This window comes from Micromonospora sp. NPDC047521, assembly GCF_055587305.1.
The window spans coordinates 82,851-100,974 of sequence record NZ_JBVJGN010000010.1; the positions used below are offsets into that span (position 1 = coordinate 82,851).

Annotated in this window: 16 protein-coding genes; 5 read left to right on the forward strand and 11 right to left on the reverse strand. The window is 73.1% G+C overall.

Annotated features, from left to right (window positions below; all coding sequences use genetic code 11):
• Positions 1-37 precede the first annotated feature (37 nt).
• From glmM to ACZ6N8_RS21770, 7 genes are all read right to left on the reverse strand, one after another.
• Positions 38-1,396 carry a phosphoglucosamine mutase gene (gene glmM / locus ACZ6N8_RS21740; protein ID WP_364375488.1) on the reverse strand — a complete coding sequence of 453 codons (1,359 nt, stop codon included), beginning with the start codon at positions 1,394-1,396 and terminating at the stop codon, positions 38-40.
• 117 nt (positions 1,397-1,513) lie between these two features.
• Entirely contained in the window at positions 1,514-1,978 is a 465-nt protein-coding gene (gene rpsI / locus ACZ6N8_RS21745; protein ID WP_088987626.1) for a 30S ribosomal protein S9, read from the reverse strand.
• Between the two features lie 20 nt (positions 1,979-1,998).
• On the reverse strand, positions 1,999-2,442 hold the full coding sequence (rplM, locus tag ACZ6N8_RS21750; protein ID WP_007465158.1) for a 50S ribosomal protein L13: 444 nt from the start codon (positions 2,440-2,442) through the stop codon (positions 1,999-2,001).
• A 209-nt stretch (positions 2,443-2,651) separates the two neighbouring features.
• A complete protein-coding gene (locus ACZ6N8_RS21755) occupies positions 2,652-4,034 on the reverse strand; it encodes an MFS transporter (RefSeq protein WP_466012288.1) in 1,383 nt (460 codons plus the stop codon).
• Positions 4,035-4,164: 130 nt separating this feature from the next.
• Positions 4,165-4,458, reverse strand: coding sequence for a hypothetical protein (locus ACZ6N8_RS21760; RefSeq protein WP_139582594.1), 294 nt, complete (start codon positions 4,456-4,458; stop codon positions 4,165-4,167).
• Positions 4,448-4,735 carry a DUF6364 family protein gene (locus tag ACZ6N8_RS21765; RefSeq protein WP_357986736.1) on the reverse strand — a complete coding sequence of 96 codons (288 nt, stop codon included), beginning with the start codon at positions 4,733-4,735 and terminating at the stop codon, positions 4,448-4,450. Before ACZ6N8_RS21765 ends, ACZ6N8_RS21760 begins: the two co-directional genes overlap by 11 nt.
• Positions 4,736-4,794: 59 nt before the next feature.
• Positions 4,795-5,490, reverse strand: a complete 696-nt coding sequence (locus ACZ6N8_RS21770) for a class I SAM-dependent methyltransferase (RefSeq protein WP_466012291.1) — start codon at positions 5,488-5,490, stop codon at positions 4,795-4,797.
• Between the two features lie 239 nt (positions 5,491-5,729).
• Between ACZ6N8_RS21770 and ACZ6N8_RS21775 the strand changes: the two genes are divergently transcribed.
• The 5 genes from ACZ6N8_RS21775 to ACZ6N8_RS21795 are packed head-to-tail and all read left to right on the forward strand — an operon-like array spanning position 5,730 to position 13,234.
• On the forward strand, positions 5,730-7,850 hold the full coding sequence (locus ACZ6N8_RS21775; RefSeq protein WP_466012293.1) for a molybdopterin oxidoreductase family protein: 2,121 nt from the start codon (positions 5,730-5,732) through the stop codon (positions 7,848-7,850).
• On the forward strand, positions 7,847-9,286 hold the full coding sequence (locus ACZ6N8_RS21780) for an FAD-dependent oxidoreductase (protein ID WP_357986727.1): 1,440 nt from the start codon (positions 7,847-7,849) through the stop codon (positions 9,284-9,286). The genes ACZ6N8_RS21775 and ACZ6N8_RS21780 overlap by 4 nt, the downstream gene beginning before the upstream one ends.
• Positions 9,283-11,802 (forward strand): nitrite reductase large subunit NirB, encoded by a 2,520-nt coding sequence (gene nirB, locus ACZ6N8_RS21785; RefSeq protein ID WP_466012295.1) that lies wholly within the window; start codon positions 9,283-9,285, stop codon positions 11,800-11,802. The genes ACZ6N8_RS21780 and nirB overlap by 4 nt, the downstream gene beginning before the upstream one ends.
• Entirely contained in the window at positions 11,799-12,146 is a 348-nt protein-coding gene (gene nirD / locus ACZ6N8_RS21790) for a nitrite reductase small subunit NirD (protein ID WP_357986721.1), read from the forward strand. Before nirB ends, nirD begins: the two co-directional genes overlap by 4 nt.
• The gene (locus tag ACZ6N8_RS21795; RefSeq protein ID WP_139582579.1) at positions 12,146-13,234 is read left to right on the forward strand and encodes a uroporphyrinogen-III synthase; all 1,089 of its coding nucleotides are present in this window, start codon (positions 12,146-12,148) and stop codon (positions 13,232-13,234) included. Before nirD ends, ACZ6N8_RS21795 begins: the two co-directional genes overlap by 1 nt.
• A 43-nt stretch (positions 13,235-13,277) precedes the next feature.
• On the opposite strand, the gene ACZ6N8_RS21800 is transcribed toward ACZ6N8_RS21795, so the two are convergent.
• From ACZ6N8_RS21800 to ACZ6N8_RS21815, 4 genes are all read right to left on the reverse strand, one after another.
• Entirely contained in the window at positions 13,278-13,901 is a 624-nt protein-coding gene (locus ACZ6N8_RS21800; RefSeq protein WP_357986717.1) for a GTP-binding protein, read from the reverse strand.
• Positions 13,882-14,247 (reverse strand): DUF742 domain-containing protein, encoded by a 366-nt coding sequence (locus ACZ6N8_RS21805; RefSeq protein WP_088950207.1) that lies wholly within the window; start codon positions 14,245-14,247, stop codon positions 13,882-13,884. Before ACZ6N8_RS21805 ends, ACZ6N8_RS21800 begins: the two co-directional genes overlap by 20 nt.
• 88 nt (positions 14,248-14,335) lie before the next feature.
• Positions 14,336-14,743 carry a roadblock/LC7 domain-containing protein gene (locus ACZ6N8_RS21810; RefSeq protein WP_030329975.1) on the reverse strand — a complete coding sequence of 136 codons (408 nt, stop codon included), beginning with the start codon at positions 14,741-14,743 and terminating at the stop codon, positions 14,336-14,338.
• Complete coding sequence (locus tag ACZ6N8_RS21815) at positions 14,740-17,907, reverse strand: sensor histidine kinase (protein ID WP_466012297.1); 3,168 nt, start codon at positions 17,905-17,907, stop codon at positions 14,740-14,742. Before ACZ6N8_RS21815 ends, ACZ6N8_RS21810 begins: the two co-directional genes overlap by 4 nt.
• Positions 17,908-18,124 lie beyond the last annotated feature (217 nt).

An 18,124-nucleotide genomic window follows, 5' to 3' on the forward strand; every position in this document is an offset into this window, starting at 1 on the left:
ATCACCCCAGGTTGACCAGGGTCTCTGGACAGCACACCTAGGACGTGGCGGGGCTCGCGGTACGGACCAGCGCGGCGATGCGCTCGGCGACCTCGCGGGCCGTGGCCTCGGTGGCCGCCTCGACCATCACCCGGACCAGCGGCTCGGTGCCCGACGGGCGCAGCAGCACCCGGCCGGTCTCGCCCAGCTCCGCCTCGGCCCGCTCGACCTCCGCGCGGACGGCGGGCGCGGCGGCACCGACGGTGCGGTCCCCGACCGGCACGTTGATCAGCACCTGCGGCAGCTTCGTGACCACCGAGGCCAGCTCGGCGAGAGTCCGGCCGGTGGCCGCCATCCGGGCCATCAGGTGCAGGCCGGTGAGCACGCCGTCGCCTGTGGTGGCGTGGGCGGGCATGACGATGTGGCCGCTCTGCTCGCCGCCGAGCGCCAGGCCGGACGCGCGAAGCTCCTCCAGCACGTACCGGTCGCCGACCTTCGTCTCGATCAGCCGGATGCCCTGCGCGGACATGGCCAGACGCAGTCCGAGGTTGCTCATGACCGTGGCGACCAGCGTGTCCTGGGTGAGCGTGCCGGCGTCGCGCATGGCGAGCGCGAGGATCGCCATGACCTGGTCGCCGTCCACCTCGTCGCCGTCGGCGGTGACCGCCACGCAGCGGTCGGCGTCGCCGTCGTGGGCGATGCCCAGGTGGGCGCCGTGCTCGACGACGGCCTCGCGCAGCGCGTCGATGTGGTTGGAGCCGCAGTCGTCGTTGATGTTCAGGCCGTCAGGCTCGGCGTGGATCGCGATGACCTCCGCGCCTGCCTCCCGGTAGGCGACCGGGGCGACCTCGGCGGCGGCGCCGTTCGCGCAGTCGACCACGATCTTGATCCCGTCGAGCCGGTGCGGAAGGGTCCCGACGAGGTGCTGGACGTAGTGGTCGGCGCCGTCGAGCAGGTCGTGCACCCGGCCCACGCCGGCACCTGTCGGCCGGTCCCAGGCGGTGGTGGCGTTCGCCTCGACGGCCGCCTCGATCCGCATCTCGATCTCGTCGGGCAGCTTGTGCCCGCCGGCGGCGAAGAGCTTGATGCCGTTGTCCGGCATCGGGTTGTGCGACGCGGAGAGCATCACCCCGAGGTCGGCCTTCGCCTCGGCGGTGAGGAACGCCACCGCCGGCGTGGGCAGCACGCCGACCCGCACGACGTTCGCGCCCGCGCTTGTCAGGCCGGCCACCACGGCCGCCTCAAGCATCTCGCCGCTGGCGCGGGTGTCCCGGCCGACGACCGCGAGCGGCGGATGGCTGCGGTCCGTCTCGGCGAGCGTGTGCGCGGCGGCCACGGCGAGCGCGAGCGCCAACTCGGGTGTGAGATCCGCGTTCGCGCGCCCGCGTACGCCGTCCGTGCCGAACAACCGACCCATACCCGCCAACCTCCGATGAGCACTGCCGATGAGGAGAAAGCGGAACGGCCGGTCCACCTCCCCGGTCGAGGGGAGGCGGACCGGCCGTCCGTCAGAAGTACAACGCGCTGGGAAAGATCAGCGCTTCGAGTACTGGGGAGCCTTACGGGCCTTCTTGAGGCCGTACTTCTTGCTCTCCTTGACCCGGGCGTCCCGGGTGAGGAAGCCGGCCTTCTTGAGGGCCGGGCGGTCGTCCGGCTCGCTGACGATCAGCGCACGGGCGATGGCCAGCCGCAGCGCACCGGCCTGGCCGGTGGTGCCGCCGCCACGCAGGTTGGCGATGACGTCGAACGCCTCGGGCTTCTCGGCGGTGACCAGCGGGTCCTTGATGAGCTGCTGGTGCACCTTGCTCGGGAAGTAGGCCTCGAGGTCGCGGCCGTTGCAGGTGATCTTGCCGGTGCCCGGGACGATACGGACCCGGACGATGGCCTCCTTGCGCCGACCCACGGTCTGGATCGGGCGGTCACCACGCGGCGCGCGGGCGACGGGCGCCGGCGCCTCGGTGACCTCGGGGGCAACCTCGGTCTCGGTGATGTCGGTCATGCTGCTTCCTTCGCCCGCGCTCACTGCGCGATCTGCTTGATCTCGAACGGCACCGGCTGCTGCGCGAGGTGCGGGTGCTCGGCACCGGCGTAGACCTTCAGCTTCTTGATCAGCTGACGGCCGAGCTTGTTGTGCGGGAGCATCCCCTTCACAGCCAGCTCGATGGCCCGCTCGGGGCGCTTGGTCAGCAGCTCGTCGTAGCCGACCTGCTTCAGACCACCCGGGTAACCCGAGTGGCGGTAAGCGACCTTGGTCTGGCGCTTGTTGCCGGTCAGCGCAACCTTGCCCGCGTTCACGATGACGACGAAGTCGCCCGTGTCGACGTGCGGCGCGAAAGTCGGCTTGTGCTTACCACGCAGCAACGTGGCGGCGTGGGTGGCCAGGCGGCCCAGCACGACATCAGAGGCGTCGATGACGTGCCACTGACGCTCGATCTCACCCGGCTTCGGGCTGTACGTACGCACAGGTCTACCTTGTCTCGTCGTCGGTCTGGGGTCGCGCGCCGAGGTGACCAGATCTTGCAGGCCGGACCAGCGCGCACGAACGACCAAGCGTACCTGATGGGGCACGCCTCTGGATGTCGTACAACAGCAGGCAACGATACCCGGCGCCCCGTCCGCAGGTCAAAACGGGGTCCGCCCCCGCGCGCCAGCGCCCGCCGGGATGGCCCAGCTCACACGCCGGCCAGCCGTCCGGCCCTCGGACGACGGTAGACGACCCAGGTGGCCGCGAAGCACAGCGCGTACCAGCCGATGAACGCCAGGTAGGCGGCGTCGGCGTTGCCGGAGCCGAGGAACGACTGCCGGAACGCGATGTTGACGAGCACCCCGCCCGAGGCTCCCACCGCGCCGGCGATGCCGATCAACGCGCCGGTCATCCGTCGCGCCCACCGCGCCGCCGCCTCCGGGTCGCGCCGGCCGCTGGCCACCGCGTCCGCCGCCCGGGCCCGGAAGATGGCCGGGATCATCTTGTACGTGGAGCCGTTGCCGACGCCGGAGAAGACGAAGAGGGCGAGGAAACCGGTCAGGTAGAGCCCGAAGGAGCGTTCCCGGGCGGCGTGGAGCACGACTGTGGCGCCGGCGGCCATCGCCACGAAGTTCCAGAAGGTCACCCGGGCTCCGCCGAGCCGGTCGGCGAGGTGCCCGCCCAGCGGCCGGATCAGCGAGCCGATCAGCGGACCGAGGAAGGTCAACCAGGCCGCGTCGACGGGGGTGGGGAACCGCTCGGCGAACTGGAGCTGGAGCACCTGGCCGAACGCGAACCCGAACCCGATGAACGAGCCGAAGGTGCCGATGTAGAGCAGCGACATGATCCAGGTGTGCGGGTCGCGGGCCGCCTCGCGCAGCGCGCCGGGCTCGTTGCGCGCCCCGGGCACGGTGTCCAGCCAGCGGGCCGCCGCCAGCGCGGCCAGCACGATGAGCGGCAGGTAGACCGCCGGGACCAGCCGGGGGTACGCGGCCCCGGCGGTGGCCAGCACCGCCAGCCCGACCAGTTGCACCGCCGGTACGCCCAGGTTGCCGCCGCCTGCGTTGAGGCCGAGGGCGCGACCCTTGAGTCGCTGCGGGTAGAAGAGGTTGATGTTCGCCATCGAGGAGGCGAAGTTGCCGCCGCCGACGCCGGTGAGGCAGGCGAGCACCATGAGCGTGGAGTAGGACACGCCGGGCTCCAGCAGCACCGTCATCGGGACTGCGGGCACCAGCAGCAGCAGTGCGCTCACGATCGTCCAGCGGCGGCCACCGAAGCGGGCCACGGCAAGCGTGTACGGCAGTCGCAGCACCGCGCCCAGGGCGGCCGGTACGGCGGTGAGCAGGAACTTCCCGGCCGGGTCGATGCCGTACGCGGGGCCGAGGAAGAGCACTGTCACCGACCAGAGGCTCCACACCGAGAACCCGACGTGCTCGGCGAAGATCGACACCCAGAGGTTGCGCCGGGCGATGGGCGCACCCGTCGTCCGCCAGAAGTCGGGGTCCTCGGGACGCCAGTCGTCGAGCGTGTGCCGGCGGCCGGCGACGGTCGGGGGTCCGGCGGTGACTGCGGTGCTGGTGAGCGTGCTCACGGCGGCTCCTCCTCGTCGGTGTGACGAGGTGAGACGCTAGGAACGCCCGGTTACCTGGCGGTGCCCGTCGCGGGTCGGGCGGGAAACGGGCAGCGCACCGGGGGCCGGCGGCGATGGTGAGGTCTGGCTGTCAGAGCTGCTGGAGGATGCGCAGGGCGCGGCCGACCCGGAGCATGGTGTCGGTGTCGGCGACGTCCACGCAGTCGGTGAACCACTTCTTCATCGGCGACGAGATCCGGTCCGGCATCACCACGTACCTGCCCATCGGCACGGCGAGCGGCGAGTCACGCAGCAGCGACTCCTCGACGACCTCGACCACGATCACGATGGGTACGTCGGTGGAGTTGTAGACATCCGAGCTGATCACGAGGCCGAGGCGTTCGCGGGCGCCCTCGATGCGCCAGACCTCACCTCTACGCAGCACGCGGCCGTCCGCCGGAGAGCAGGTCGTTGACCATGCCCGCCTCGCGTGCGTCGGCGAGGGCGGCGGACTCCAGGTCGAGGCTGGCGCGGCCCACGGCGGCGGCGTGCGCGGTGAAGACCTCGCGCAGCGCCTTCTCCCGGGCGGCCTGGTCCATCCACGCGGAGAGCGACAGCCCTTCGCGCTTGGCGAACCGCCGCGCCTCCTCGATCGTCTCGTCGGTGAACGACAGAGTCACCTTGGCAGTCATGTCGGGCAGACTACCCACCGGTGTGACCATCAGTCATCCACGCGAGGGCCGGCTCGCCTCCCGCCGTCGAAACGCACATTCCGTCGACGTCACCCGGCGCGACCACCGAACACCGCGAAACGCCACTCCTTGAAGAAGCAGTCGACGTCGACCAGGCCCGCCTCGGCGAGCCACAGGCACTGGTCGGAGACTGTCGCCGGCCGGTCGTGGCGCATCCGCTCACGGGAGGCCCCTATCTCGGCGGGAGACGCGCCCAGCTCGGTGATCCGCTCCAGCCACACCTCGTCGTAGCGCCGGTCCAGCTCCGGAGTCGGGCCGGCGACCTGCTCGGCGTTGACGAAGACCCCGCCCGGGGCCAGCGCGGCGGCGGCCCGCCGGTAGAGCGCACGCTTGCCGGCGTCGTCCAGGTGGTGGATGGCCAACGCGCTGACCACCGCGTCGTACCGGCCCGGCGGCAGCTCGTCGGCCAGGTCGGCCTGGACCGTCAGGTGCGGCACGGACCGCGCGGCCAACTGGTCGGTGGCGCGGGCAAGCATCGCCGGCGCTCCATCCACAAGGGTCAGCCGGACTGCGGGCACCGCGGCGGACAGCAGCAGCGAGAGCAGACCGGTGCCCGCGCCCAGATCCAACACCTCGGGGGTACGCCCGGCGGCGAGCGCCGCGCGCAGCGGTGGCGCGGCCACCTGGACGGCGGTGCCGTAGAAGGCGTCGAAGCAGGGCACCAGCCGCCGGCGGGCCTCGTCGTAGCTGCCGGCCACCGCGTCGAACGCGTCCGCGACGCTCATCGCACTCTCCCATATTACGAGACAAGTTTCCCATATAATAGACGACCCATCGGATATGGGCAGGTTGCCGACCAGTGACTGGGACGGGCGCGGCGATGACGCCGGCGACAACTCAGCTCCACAGCATCGACTCAACCCTCCATCGCGCGCGCTGCCCCGGTGCGGTGTGAGCCCCACTTGACAGGACCGAAACAGAAGGGACCCGGACCGGAAACCGCCCGCCGGCACGCTTTCCCGACATGACAGACGGTGCACGGTCGGCGACTCGACCGGGGCGGACGCCCCGGGAGGTGGCGACGCACTGCCCGTACTGCGCCCTCCAGTGCGGCATGACCCTGCGCGCTGACGACGAGCGGGTAACGGTGTTCCCCCGCCAGTTCCCCACCAACCGTGGTGGGCTCTGCCAGAAGGGCTGGACCGCCGCCGACCTGCTCGACCACCCGGACCGGCTGACCACTCCCCTGCTGCGCGACCCGGCCACCGGCGAGCTGCGCCAGGCGAGCTGGGACGCCGCACTGGACCGGATCGTCGCCGGCATCCGCGCCGTCCAGGACAGCGCCGGGCGGGACGCCGTGGCCGTCTTCGGCGGCGGTGGCCTGACCAACGAGAAGGCGTACGCGCTGGGGAAGTTCGCCCGGATCGGGCTACGTACCCGGCACATCGACTACAACGGACGGTTCTGCATGTCCTCGGCGGCGGCAGCCGGGATGCGCGCCTTCGGAATCGACAGGGGGCTGCCGTTCCCGCTCTCCGACCTGGGCCGCGCCGACACCCTGCTGCTGGTCGGCGCCAACCCTGCGGAGACCATGCCGCCGCTGGTGCGCTGGCTCACCGAGCAACGCCAGGCCGGCGGCCGGCTGATCGTCGTCGACCCCCGGGTCACCGCCACCGCCCGCCAGGCCGACCTGCACCTGCAACCGCTGCCCGGCACCGACCTCGCCGTGGCCAACGCGCTGCTGCACATCGCGCTCACCGAGGGGTGGGTCGACCAGGCGTACGTGGCCGGGCGGACCACCGGCTTCGAGGCGGTCCGCCGCAGCGTCGCCGCCTGGTGGCCGGCCCGAGCGGAGCAGCTCTCCGGGGTGCCGGTGGCCGACCTGGAGGCGACCGCCCGGGCGTTGGGCACCGGCGGGCGGGTGATCATCCTGACCGCGCGGGGCGCCGAGCAGCACGCCAAGGGCGTGGACACCGTCACCGCGTACGTCAATCTGGCCCTGGCCCTCGGGCTGCCCGGCCGGGACGGTTCGGGGTACGGCTGCCTCACCGGCCAGGGCAACGGCCAGGGCGGGCGCGAGCACGGGCAGAAGGCCGACCAACTCCCCGGGTACCGGCGCATCGACGACCCGGCGGCCCGGGAGCACGTCGCAGGGGTCTGGGGCGTGCCGGCCGACGAGCTGCCGGGCCCGGGTGTGCCGGCGTACCAGCTGCTCGACTCGCTCGGCACCCCGGACGGCCCGCGCGCCCTGCTGGTGTTCGGCTCGAACCCGGTGGTCTCCGCTCCCCGGGCGGCCCGGATCGAAGGCCGGCTGCGCGACCTCGACCTGCTTGTCGTCGCCGACCTGCTGCTCTCCGAGACGGCGGCGCTCGCCGACGTGGTGCTGCCCACCGCGCAGTGGGCCGAGGAGGACGGCACGATGACCAACCTGGAGGGTCGGGTGCTGCGCCGGCGCGCGCTGCGCCCACCCCCGCCGGGCGTCCGGACCGACCTGGCGATCATCTCCGCCCTGGCCGCGCGGCTGACCACCGACGACGAGGCGGCCATCCGGTTTCCGGCGGATCCGGCCGTCGTCTTCGCCGAGCTGCGCCGCGCCTCCGCCGGTGGCGCCGCCGACTACTCAGGCATCAGCTGGGACCGGATCGACGCCGCCGACGGCGTCCACTGGCCCTGCCCCAGCGAGGACGGACCGGACACGCCACGACTGTTCGCCCACCGCTTCGCCACCCCCGACGGTCGGGCCCGTTTCCACCCCGTCGACCACCGGCCGGCCGCCGAGGAGGTGTGCGCCACGTACCCGCTGCACTTCACCACCGGCCGGGTGCTGGCCCAGTACCAGTCCGGCACCCAGACCCGCCGGGTGGCCGCACTGCGCCGCGCCGCGCCCGAGGCGTTCGTCGAGCTGCACCCCGACCTGGCGGCCCGGCTGGGCATCGGCGACGGCGACCCGGTCCTGGTCACGTCCCGTCGGGGTGAACTGCGCGCGCCGGCCCGACTCAGCGCGGGCATCCGACCGGACACCGTCTTCGCGCCGTTCCACTGGGCGGGGGCGGGCCGGGCCAACTCGGTGACGAACGACGCGGTGGACCCGATCTCCGGGATGCCCGAGTTCAAGATCTGTGCGGTCCGGGTGGAGAAGGCATGACCACCCGCATCGTGATCGTCGGCAACGGGATGGCGGGCGCCCGCCTCGCCAGCGAGTTGCACGCCCGCGAGGGGGACCGCAAGGTCACGGTCCTGGGGGCCGAACCGCACCGCGCGTACAACCGGATCATGCTGTCCACCCTGCTCGCCGGCCGGATCGGCGAGCCGGACGTGGAGCTGACCGAGGCCGCCGGGCACGGTATCGACATGCGCACCGGCGTACCGGTGACCACCGTGGACCGGTCCGCCCGCGAGGTCCGCACCGCCGACGGCGAACGCATCGGGTACGACCACCTGGTGCTCGCCACCGGCGCCCGGGCCGTGGTGCCGCCGCTGCCCGGCCTGGACCCCGCCGACCTGCCGCCACGGGTCGTCCCGTTCCGGACCCTGGACGACTGCCGACGGATCATCGCGGCGGCCCACGGCGCCCGCAGCGCGCTCGTGCTCGGCGGCGGACTGCTCGGCCTGGAGGCCGCCCGGGGGCTGGCCACCCGAGGACTGACCACGACAGTGGTGCACCACACCGGGCACCTGATGGAACGCCAGCTCGACCCGGCAGCCGGCGCCGTGCTCGCCGGCACGCTCGCCGCACTCGGCGTCACCATCCAGCTCGCCGTACCGGCCACCGGCGTGGTCGCGGACGACACAGGCGTACGCCTCGACCTGGCCGACGGCCGGTCGCTGCGCGCCGACCTGCTGGTGCTCTCCTGCGGGGTACGCCCGGACACCGCCCTCGCGCGGGCCGCCGGGCTGACCGTGCGGCGCGGCGTGGTGGTGGACGACCGGCTGCGCACCGGCGACAGGTCCATCTCGGCGATCGGCGACTGCGCCGAACACGACGGGACGCTCACCGGCCTGGTGGCACCCGCCTGGGCGCAGGCCCGGGTGCTCGCCGACGTGCTGACCGGCACCGACCCGCTGGCCCGCTACCGGCCCCGGCCGGTGGTGACCCGGCTGAAGGCGGCCGGGATCGACCTGGCCGCCATGGGTGAGGCGGTGGGCGGCGGACCGGGCGAGGAGCTGACGTTCACCGACCCGGCCCGGGGCACGTACGCCCGGTTGCGGATCCGCGACGAGCGTCTGGTCGGCGCGATCCTGCTCGGCGACAACCCGGCTGTCGGCACGGTGATCCAGCTGTTCGACCGTGGTCATCCGGTGCCGTCGGACCGGCGGGCGCTGCTGCTGGGCCGGGCGCTGGGCACGACCGCCGCCGCGCCGGCCGCCTCACCGGCGCTGATGCCGGACGCGGCCACCGTCTGCCAGTGCAACACGGTGACCAAGGGCGCGCTGGTGCGCTGCTGGCGCTCCGGTGCCCGGACCGTCGACGCGGTGGTGGCGGCGACCCGCGCCGGCACCGGCTGCGGCGGCTGCCGCGACGCCGTCGCCGGAATCGTCGACTGGCTGTCCGAAGCGGAATCGGTGGAGGTGACGCGATGAGCGGCGACCTGGTGGTCATCGGCAACGGAATGGTCGGGCAGCGTTTCGTCGACGCGCTGCGCGCCCGGGACCCGCGGGGACGCTGGCGGGTGACGGTGCTGGGCGAGGAGCGGCGTGCCGCGTACGACAGGGTGCGGCTCTCGGCGTTCTTCGACGGGGTGAGCGAGGACGACCTCAACCTGCACACCCCGCACGACGGCGTCCGGTTGCGTCTCGGCGAGCCGGCCACCGCCATCGACAGGGAGCGGCGGGTGGTGACCACCGCCGTCGGCGAGTACCCCTACGACGCGCTGGTGCTGGCCACCGGCTCGTACGCGTTCGTGCCGCCGGTGCCCGGCACGGAGCTGCCCGGGGTCTTCGTCTACCGGACGCTTGACGACCTCACCGCGATCCGGGCGTACGCGCGGGGCCGGCGGGCCGGCGCGGTGATCGGCGGCGGGCTGCTCGGGCTGGAGGCGGCGAACGCCCTGCGGCTGCTGGGTCTGCGCACCGACGTGGTCGAGTTCGCACCCCGGCTGATGCCGGTGCAGGTGGACCAGGCCGGTGGGGCGATGCTGCGGCGCTACGTCGAGGAGCTGGGTGTCCGCACCCACCTCGGGGTGGCCACCACCGCGATCCGGTCCGGCCCGGACGGCGGCGTCGCGGCCCTGGAACTCTCCGACGGCAGCACCGTCGACGCCGAGCTGGTGGTGGTGGCCGCCGGCATCCGCCCGCGCGACGAACTGGCGCGCACCGCCGGTCTGCCGGTGGGGCCGCGGGGCGGGGTGCTCGTCGACGAGGCGTGCCGCAGCGCCGACGAGCGGATCTGGGCGGTGGGCGAGTGCGCGGCGGTCGACGGCACCTGTCACGGCCTGGTCGCGCCGGGGTACGCGACGGCGGAGGTGGTGGCCGACCGGCTGGTCGGCGGCGCGGCGACGTTTCCCGGCGCGGACACCGCCACCAAACTCAAGCTGCTCGGCGTGGACGTGGCCTCGTTCGGTGACGCGCACGGCACCACCGAGGGCTGCCTGGACGTCACGTTCACCGACCCGGCCACCCGGGTGTACGCGAAGCTCGTCCTGTCCGACGACGCGCACACCCTGCTCGGCGGGGTGCTGGTCGGCGACGCCAGCGCGTACCCGACGTTGCGGGCGAGTGTCGGCGGTCCGCTGCCGGCCGCACCGCTGGCGCTGCTCGCGCCCGACGGCGGCGGCGCGGACGCCGCCGCGCTGCCCGCCACCGCGCAGGTCTGCTCCTGCAACGCGGTGACCCGTGGCGACGTGGACGCCGCGATCGCCGACGGCTGCGCGGACGTGGCCGGGCTGAAGGCGTGCACCAGGGCCGGCACCAGCTGCGGATCCTGCGTGCCGATGCTCAAGCAGCTCCTGGACGCGGCAGGGGTGGCGCAGTCCAGCGCGCTGTGCGAGCACTTCGACGTCAGCCGGCGGGAGCTGTTCGAGATCGTCCGGGTGCGCGGTATCCGCACCTTCTCCCGGCTGGTCGCCGAGCACGGCCGGGGGCGCGGCTGCGACATCTGCAAGCCGGTGGTGGCGTCGATCCTCGCCTCGCTGGGCAGCGGGCACGTGCTCGACGGGGAGCAGGCGTCGTTGCAGGACACCAACGACCACTTCCTGGCCAACCTGCAACGCGACGGCAGCTACTCGGTGGTGCCCCGGATCCCCGGCGGCGAGATCACCCCGGAGAAGCTCATCGTGATCGGTGAGGTCGCCCGGGACTTCCAGCTCTACACGAAGATCACCGGTGGGCAGCGGATCGACCTGTTCGGCGCGCGGGTGGAGCAGTTGCCGCAGATCTGGCGGCGGCTCGTGGACGCCGGCTTCGAGTCCGGCCACGCGTACGGCAAGGCGCTGCGCACCGTGAAGTCGTGCGTCGGCGAGACCTGGTGCCGGTACGGCGTACAGGACTCGGTGGGGTTGGCCGTGGCGCTGGAGCTGCGCTACCGGGGGCTGCGCGCGCCGCACAAGCTCAAGTCGGCGGTCTCGGGCTGCGCCCGGGAGTGCGCCGAGGCCCGCAGCAAGGACTTCGGCATCATCGCCACCGAGAACGGCTGGAACCTGTACGTCGGGGGCAACGGCGGTTTCCGGCCCCGGCACGCCGACCTCTTCGCCACCGACCTGACCACCGAGAAGCTGATCACCCTCATCGACAGGTTCCTGATCTACTACATCCGCACCGCGGACCGGTTGCAACGCACCGCCGGCTGGATCGAGGCGCTCGACGGCGGCCTGGACCACCTGCGCGCGGTGATCGTGGACGACTCCCTGGGCCTCTGCGCCGACCTCGACGCGGCGATGGCCCGGCACGTGGAGTCGTACTCCGACGAGTGGCGTGACGTGCTCCAGGACCCGGACCGGCTGCGCCGCTACACCTCGTTCGTCAACGCTCCCGACGTGCCCGACCCGTCGATCACCTTCGCGCTGGAGCGCGGCCAGCGGGTGCCCGCCCGCGGCGACACCCCGGCCGAAGGTCACCGTCGGCAACCGGTCGCGCTGGGCCTACCGGAGGTACGGCGATGAACCCCACAATCACCAGGGACTGGACCGCGATCTGCCCCGTCGACCGGCTCGAACCCGATCGGGGGGTCGCCGCCCTCGTCGACGGCGTGCAGGTCGCTCTCTTCCGGACCGCGGACGGGCTGTTCGCGATCGACAACCGCGACCCCGTCTCCGGGGCGTACGTCCTGTCCCGGGGCATCGTGGGCAGCCGGGGCGGGATCCCCACGGTCGCCTCACCCCTGCACAAGCAGGTGTACGACCTGCGCACCGGGCACTGTCTCGACCTGCCCGGCGTCGCCGTGGCCCGACACGACGCGCGTTGCCGCGACGGGCTGGTCGAAGTGCGGCTGCGACAGGAGGGTTGATGCGGGAGGAACTGGCCGGCTTCACCATCGGGGTGACCGCCGACCGTCGGCGCGACGAACTGGCCGCGCTGCTGGAACGCCGGGGCGCGCGGGTGGTCCTCGCCCCGGCTCTGCGGATCGTGCCGCTGTCCGACGACACCGAACTGCGCGAGGCGACACGCGCCTGCTTGGACCAACCGCCGGACATCCTGATGGCGAACACAGGCATCGGCATGCGCGGATGGCTGGAGGCGGCCGAGGGCTGGGGGCTCGCCGAGCCGCTGCGCTCGGTGCTGGCCGGGTCGTACGTGGTGGCCCGGGGCCCCAAGGCACGCGGCGCGATCCGGGCGGCGGGGCTGCACGACCAGTGGTCGCCGGCCTCGGAGAGCTGCGACGAGGTGGTCGACCACCTGCGGCGGCGCGGCGTGGCCGGGCAGGTGATCGCCATGCAGCTGCACGGTGAGCGGCAACCGGAGTGCACGCTCGCGCTGGAGGCGGCCGGCGCCACGGTGATCGAGGTGCCGGTCTACCGCTGGGCGCCGCCCACCGACCCGGCGCCGCTGCACCGGCTGATCGACCTGATCGCCGGCCGGCTGGTGGACGCGGTGACGTTCACCTCGGCGCCGGCGGCCGAGGCCCTGCTGCGCGCGGCCGGGGACCGCTCCGAGGCCGTGCTCTCCGCGTTCCGCACCGACGTGCTCGCCAGTTGCGTGGGCGCGGTCACCGCCGAGCCGCTGCTGCGGCAGGGCATCCCGGTCAGCGCGCCCGGCCGGGCCCGGCTCGGAGCGCTCGTACGCACGATCGTCGACGAACTGCCCCGCCGGACCGTGACGTTGAAGGCCGCCGGGCACCTGCTGACCCTGCGCGGGCACGCCGCCGTGATCGACGGCGAGCTGCGCCCGCTCGCCCCCGCGCCGATGGCGGTGCTGCGGGCGCTGGCCCAGTCCCCCGGCCGGGTGCTGTCGCGTACCGCCCTGCTGCGCACGCTGCCCCGGGGCGCCGACGAGCACGCGGTGGAGATGGCCGTCGCCCGCCTCCGGGCCGGCCTGCGCGCCCCCCGCGTGGTGCAGACAGTCGTCAAACGCGGCTACCGGCTCCGGGTGGACTGACGCGTCGCGGCCGGCCGGCGCGTACCGGCCGACCGCGACGGGCTCAGCCGACGGGCGTGGGGAAACCCCTGCCGTGCTCGGCCTGGAGCCGGAGCATGGCGTGCTCGACCACCGTCACCAGCACCTGCTTGACCGACTCCCGGTGCCGGGCATCGGTCATCACAAGCGGCACCTGCGGTGAGATGGCCAGCGCCTCGCGGACCTCCTCCGCCTCGTACTGCGGGGCGCCGTCGAAACGGTTCAGCGCCACCACGTACGGCAGGTTGCGGTTCTCGAAGTAGTCCAGGGGGGCGAACGCGTCGGTGATCCGGCGGGTGTCCACCAGCACGGCGGCACCCACCGCACCCCTGATGATCTCGTCCCACATGAACCAGAACCGGGTCTGACCGGGTGTACCGAAGAGGTACAGGATCAGGTCCTGGGCCATCGTGATACGGCCGAAGTCCATGGCGACCGTTGTGGTCTCCTTGCCCGGCACCTTGGACGGATCGTCGATGCCGACACCGGCCGCGGTCATCACCGCCTCGGTGGTCAGCGGCGTGATCTCGGAGATCGAGCCGACAAGCGTCGTCTTACCGACGCCGAAACCGCCCGCGACGACGATCTTCGCGGAGACGATTCCCCGGCTCTGCCGCCCCCCTGCGGGGTCATAGCCTGCGAAGTCCACTTAGCACCCTTCCAAGCAGTTCCATCCGCTCCTCGAACCCCTCGGCGGGAGCAGCAGTGTGTAACGTCAGCAGGCTCTCGGCCACCATGTCGGCGACCAACACCCGGGCGACGCCCAGCGGCATCCGGGTGTACGCGGCGATCTCCGCCAGCGACTGTGCCCGGCCCTCGCAGACCGTGGCGATTCGGTGCTTGTCGTGCCCGGCGAAACGGGACTCGGCGACCTGGGTGAGCGAAGCCGTGAGGACCGCCTCGAGAGCGATGTCCTGCCGGGGCTCCGTACGCCCACGGGTGACCGCGTACGGACGCACCAGCGCACCACGCGGGTCAACGCGCCGTTGGTCCATCCCCGATCACCTCCTCGTCCCCTGCGGAGTCGGCGTACGCCGCCTCCCTGCCCGACCCGGAGCGCGGTCCGCGCGCCGGGTCCCGGTGCTACGAACGCACCGCGTCCCGCGGCAGCGGCACCAGCGCGGCACCGACCCGCTCGACCAGCAACGCCATCTCGTACCCGACCTGGCCCACGTCACAGCTGCGGGCGGCCAGCACGGCCATCGACGAGCCGTCACTGATCGACATGAGGAAGAGGTATCCGCTGTCCATCTCGATGACTGTCTGCAACACCCCGCCCGCGCTGAACATCCGGGCCGCGCCCTCGGTCAGGCTCACCACGCCGGAGGTGATCGCGGCGAGCTGGTCCGCCCGGTCCGCCGGAAGGTCCCGGGAGGACGCGAGCAGCAGCCCGTCGGCGGACACCGCCACCACGTGGGCGATACCCGCCACGCTGTCGGCGAAGTTGGTGAGCAGCCAACCCATGTCCTGCATGGCAGCTGGCCTGTTCATCGGCTCTCCTTGGTCGAGGTGCTGTTCTGGTCCGTCCCGGCCGTCCGGCCGCGCTGCACGCCGCGGTGGTAGGCCGACAACAGGCCGCGTACTTCATCGGGGGTGCGCCGGCTACGGTCCCGGCCACCCTTCGGTTCGATGCCGCCCGGCACGAGCTGCGCCTGCGGCACCCGCTTGGGCAGACCCGAGCGGGTCGTACCGGCGGCGGCCGGCTCGGCGGCCCGGCTGGCCCGCGACCAGCCCTCGTCCGCGGCGGTCCGCCAGGCGCTCGGGTCCGTGGCGGGTGCGCTCGGCGCGGTGGGCGCGGCAGGCGTGGCAGGCGCCGTGCTGCGGGGTACCGGCGGCGGGCTGTATGACGGTGGCGGCGTGGGCGCCGAGGCACCCCGGGTGCTGCCACCTCCGTTGCTGAATCCGTCCATGCTCCCCGTGCTCTGTCCTCCGCTGCCGTCGCCGGAGCTGCCCGGCGTGCGGGTCGGCAGCGGTGGCCGGGCCGGCGCGGCGGCCGGCGCGGACGCCGCGACCGGCTGTCCCCCGACGCCCGTCCGCAGGCCGGCGTCGGCGGTGGCGGTGGCCTCCGGTGGCGTGTCGAACTGCGGCCGGGTGAAGATCGCGGTGGCGTCGTCGCCGTGCGACCGGAACCAGACCGCCTCCATCTCCCGGAAGATCGGCGCCTCGGCGGGGAAGTCGGGACGGGTGCTGACCGGGGCGGCCGGCACCGGCGGCGCGGCCGGCGGGGCCACCGGGGCCGCGACCGGCGGGGCCACCGGCGGTGCGACCGCGCCGGGACCGGCGACCGGCCCGACCGGCAGCACCGGTGCGGTACGTCCGTCGGCGCTGTCCGTCCCGGAGCCGCGCCTGGGCAGCGGGTCGACTGTCGGGTACGCCACCGTCGGGCTGCCCAGCGAGGCGCCCACACCGTTGCTGTACGCGGGCCGGGCGGCCGGGGCCTGCGGCGTCGCCTGCTGTGCTCCGGTGAAACCGCCGGCCTGCACGACAGGTGTGGTGTCACGCGAGTCCAACGGCGACTGCCACTGGGCCGGCTCGGGCGTGCTGCTGCGCCACTGGTCGGGCAACGTGGCCGCTGCGGTGCCGGCACCCGCGTACGACTCGGCGTGACCGGCCGGGGTGAGCGGCGTCTGCTCGACAGCCATCGGCTGACGCGGCCGGGTGAGCACCTGCTCGCGACCCCTGTTGCTGGGCAGCACCACTGTCGTGGCGGGGAGCGTCACCTGGGCGACGGTGCCGCCTTCCACGTTGCGGCGCAACTCGACCCGGATGCCGTAGCGCGAGGCGAGCCGGCTCACCACGGCCAGACCCATCAGGCGGAACGCGGCCACGTCCACGCTCGGCGGCGCGGCCAGGCGCCGGTTGAGCGAGTCGAGCTGGTCGTCGGTGAGGCCCAGCCCCCGGTCCTCGATCTGGATCAGCACGTAGTCCCGGATCCGTCGACCGTCGGCGACAACTGTGGTGTTCGGCGGCGAGAACCGGGTCGCGTTGTCGAGCAGCTCGGCGACGAGGCGTACCACGTCGTTCACCGCGTGCGCGGCCACCGAGATGTCGGTGTCCACGGTGCCGAACTCGATGCGGTTGTACAGCTCCACCTCGGACTGCGCGGCGCGCAGGACGTCCACCACGAGCGCGTCGTCGCGACGCGGTACGGCGGAGTCGGCGCCGGCCAGGACCAGCAGGTTCTCGTCGTTGCGGCGCATCCGGGTGGCCAGGTGGTCAAGCTCGAAGAGCTGCGCGAGCCGCTTCGGGTCCTCCTCGCCACGCTCGATCGCGTCCAGCTCGCCGATCATCCGGTCGACCAGGGTCTGACTGCGGCGGGCCAGGTTGAGGAACATTGCGGAGACGCTTGTACGAAGCGCGGCCTGCTCGGCCGCGACGCGTACCGCCTCGCGGTGGACGACGTTGAAGGCCAGGGCCACCTGACCGACCTCGTCGCGGCTGTTGAGCTGGATCGGGTCGCGCACCTGCCGGACGATCTCGTCCACGCCGCCGTCGCCCACGCTGCCCATGTTCTGCAGGCGCTGCACGGCGTCGGGCAGGTCGTGGTTGGCCACCGACAGGGCGCCCTCACGCAGCCGGCGCAGCGAGTGGTTCAGCGAGCGGGCCAGCACCACTGCCAGCGTCACGGCGATGATCAGGGTGAGCAGCACCAGCACCGACTCGACAACTGCCTGCCGGATGACGGCCGAGCGCGCCTCGTCGGCCTGCGCGAACAGGCGGTTCTGGAGTTGGACCTCGGCCCAGCGCATCAGGTCGTTCACCGCGCCGATGGCGGCGGTGGCGTCCTGCGAGCTGACAAGTGGACGCTGCCCGACGGAGCGAACGAGGTCGGTGGCGACCCGGTCGGCCAGGCCTACCGCGTCACCGGAGACGGTGCTGTCGACGAGCGCCCGCTGCACCGGGTCGGCGGCGAGCGAGAAGGCGACAAGGGCCTCCTGCTGGCTGGTCAGAGTGGCCACGAACGAGGAGAACTGCTCCTCGTCGAGCTGGCCGGCGGTCAGCGCGGTGAAGGCCACCGCCTGCTCCTCGGCCACCGCCGCCTTGGCGCGGGCGAACGCGGCGACGGCCCGACGGCTGTCCGAGAGGCTCTCGTCGCCGGGCAGCTGGGCGAGCCCGTCCCCGTAGGCGACCAGGTCGGTCAGGATGACGCCGTACCGCAGCACCGCCTCGGCGACCGCCATCTGACGGCGGTCGAGCACCTCCTGCCGGGTGCCGTCCAGGGTGGACAGGTGGTCGTCGATCGCCGACAGCCGGTCCCGCAGCGCCGCCGGCACCTCGCCGATCCGGCCCCGCTCGGCGCGGTACTCGTCGATCCGCTGCTGCGTCTGCCGGACCCGCAGGTTGAACGCGTCGGCGGGCTGCTGCGGGGTGGCCAGGTAGGCCGCCGCGGCCATCCGTTCGGACTGGAGGTCCTGCGTGAGCGCGCTGACGTCGATGGAGAGCGCGGTCAGCGACCGGGCCCGGGTGGCGTCGAAGGCGCCCTCGCCGACCGAGATCAGCCGGACCGTGGCCAGCGCGATCACCGCCGCCACGGGGACGACCAGGATCAGCGCCAGCTTGGACCGGATCCGGGCGTCACGCAGCCGCGGCAACCCCCGGCGCGGACGCCGGGTGGAGTCGCCGAGCGCGGGCAGGGTCGTCGGTCCGGTGCTCACGACATCGCCTCCGTCGTTTCTTCCCCGCCTGACCCGCCGAACCGTGCCGTGAGCGGAGGGGACCACGCGCGGCACGGCCGCGATTTCATCAGAGAAGATCCTGTTTGGGAAGCCGCAGTGCGGTAGGAAACGGTCGGACGGCGCGGAACCCGTGATCCGGTCAACTGATACCTTCATTTCCGCAAGCCCCTGATCAGGGCATGTAACTCCAGAGTGG

What these genes read in the sequence shown, in the direction of transcription:
- glmM (WP_364375488.1), bottom strand. Translation starts at nt 1,396, where the DNA reads ATGGGTCGGTTGTTCGGCACGGACGGCGTACGCGGGCGCGCGAACGCG.
- rpsI (WP_088987626.1), bottom strand. Translation starts at nt 1,978, where the DNA reads ATGACCGACATCACCGAGACCGAGGTTGCCCCCGAGGTCACCGAGGCG.
- ACZ6N8_RS21765 (WP_357986736.1), bottom strand. Translation starts at nt 4,735, where the DNA reads ATGGTCACACCGGTGGGTAGTCTGCCCGACATGACTGCCAAGGTGACT.
- ACZ6N8_RS21770 (WP_466012291.1), bottom strand. Translation starts at nt 5,490, where the DNA reads ATGAGCGTCGCGGACGCGTTCGACGCGGTGGCCGGCAGCTACGACGAG.
- ACZ6N8_RS21775 (WP_466012293.1), top strand. Translation starts at nt 5,730, where the DNA reads ATGACAGACGGTGCACGGTCGGCGACTCGACCGGGGCGGACGCCCCGG.
- ACZ6N8_RS21780 (WP_357986727.1), top strand. Translation starts at nt 7,847, where the DNA reads ATGACCACCCGCATCGTGATCGTCGGCAACGGGATGGCGGGCGCCCGC.
- nirB (WP_466012295.1), top strand. Translation starts at nt 9,283, where the DNA reads ATGAGCGGCGACCTGGTGGTCATCGGCAACGGAATGGTCGGGCAGCGT.
- nirD (WP_357986721.1), top strand. Translation starts at nt 11,799, where the DNA reads ATGAACCCCACAATCACCAGGGACTGGACCGCGATCTGCCCCGTCGAC.
- ACZ6N8_RS21795 (WP_139582579.1), top strand. Translation starts at nt 12,146, where the DNA reads ATGCGGGAGGAACTGGCCGGCTTCACCATCGGGGTGACCGCCGACCGT.
- ACZ6N8_RS21805 (WP_088950207.1), bottom strand. Translation starts at nt 14,247, where the DNA reads ATGGACCAACGGCGCGTTGACCCGCGTGGTGCGCTGGTGCGTCCGTAC.
- ACZ6N8_RS21810 (WP_030329975.1), bottom strand. Translation starts at nt 14,743, where the DNA reads ATGAACAGGCCAGCTGCCATGCAGGACATGGGTTGGCTGCTCACCAAC.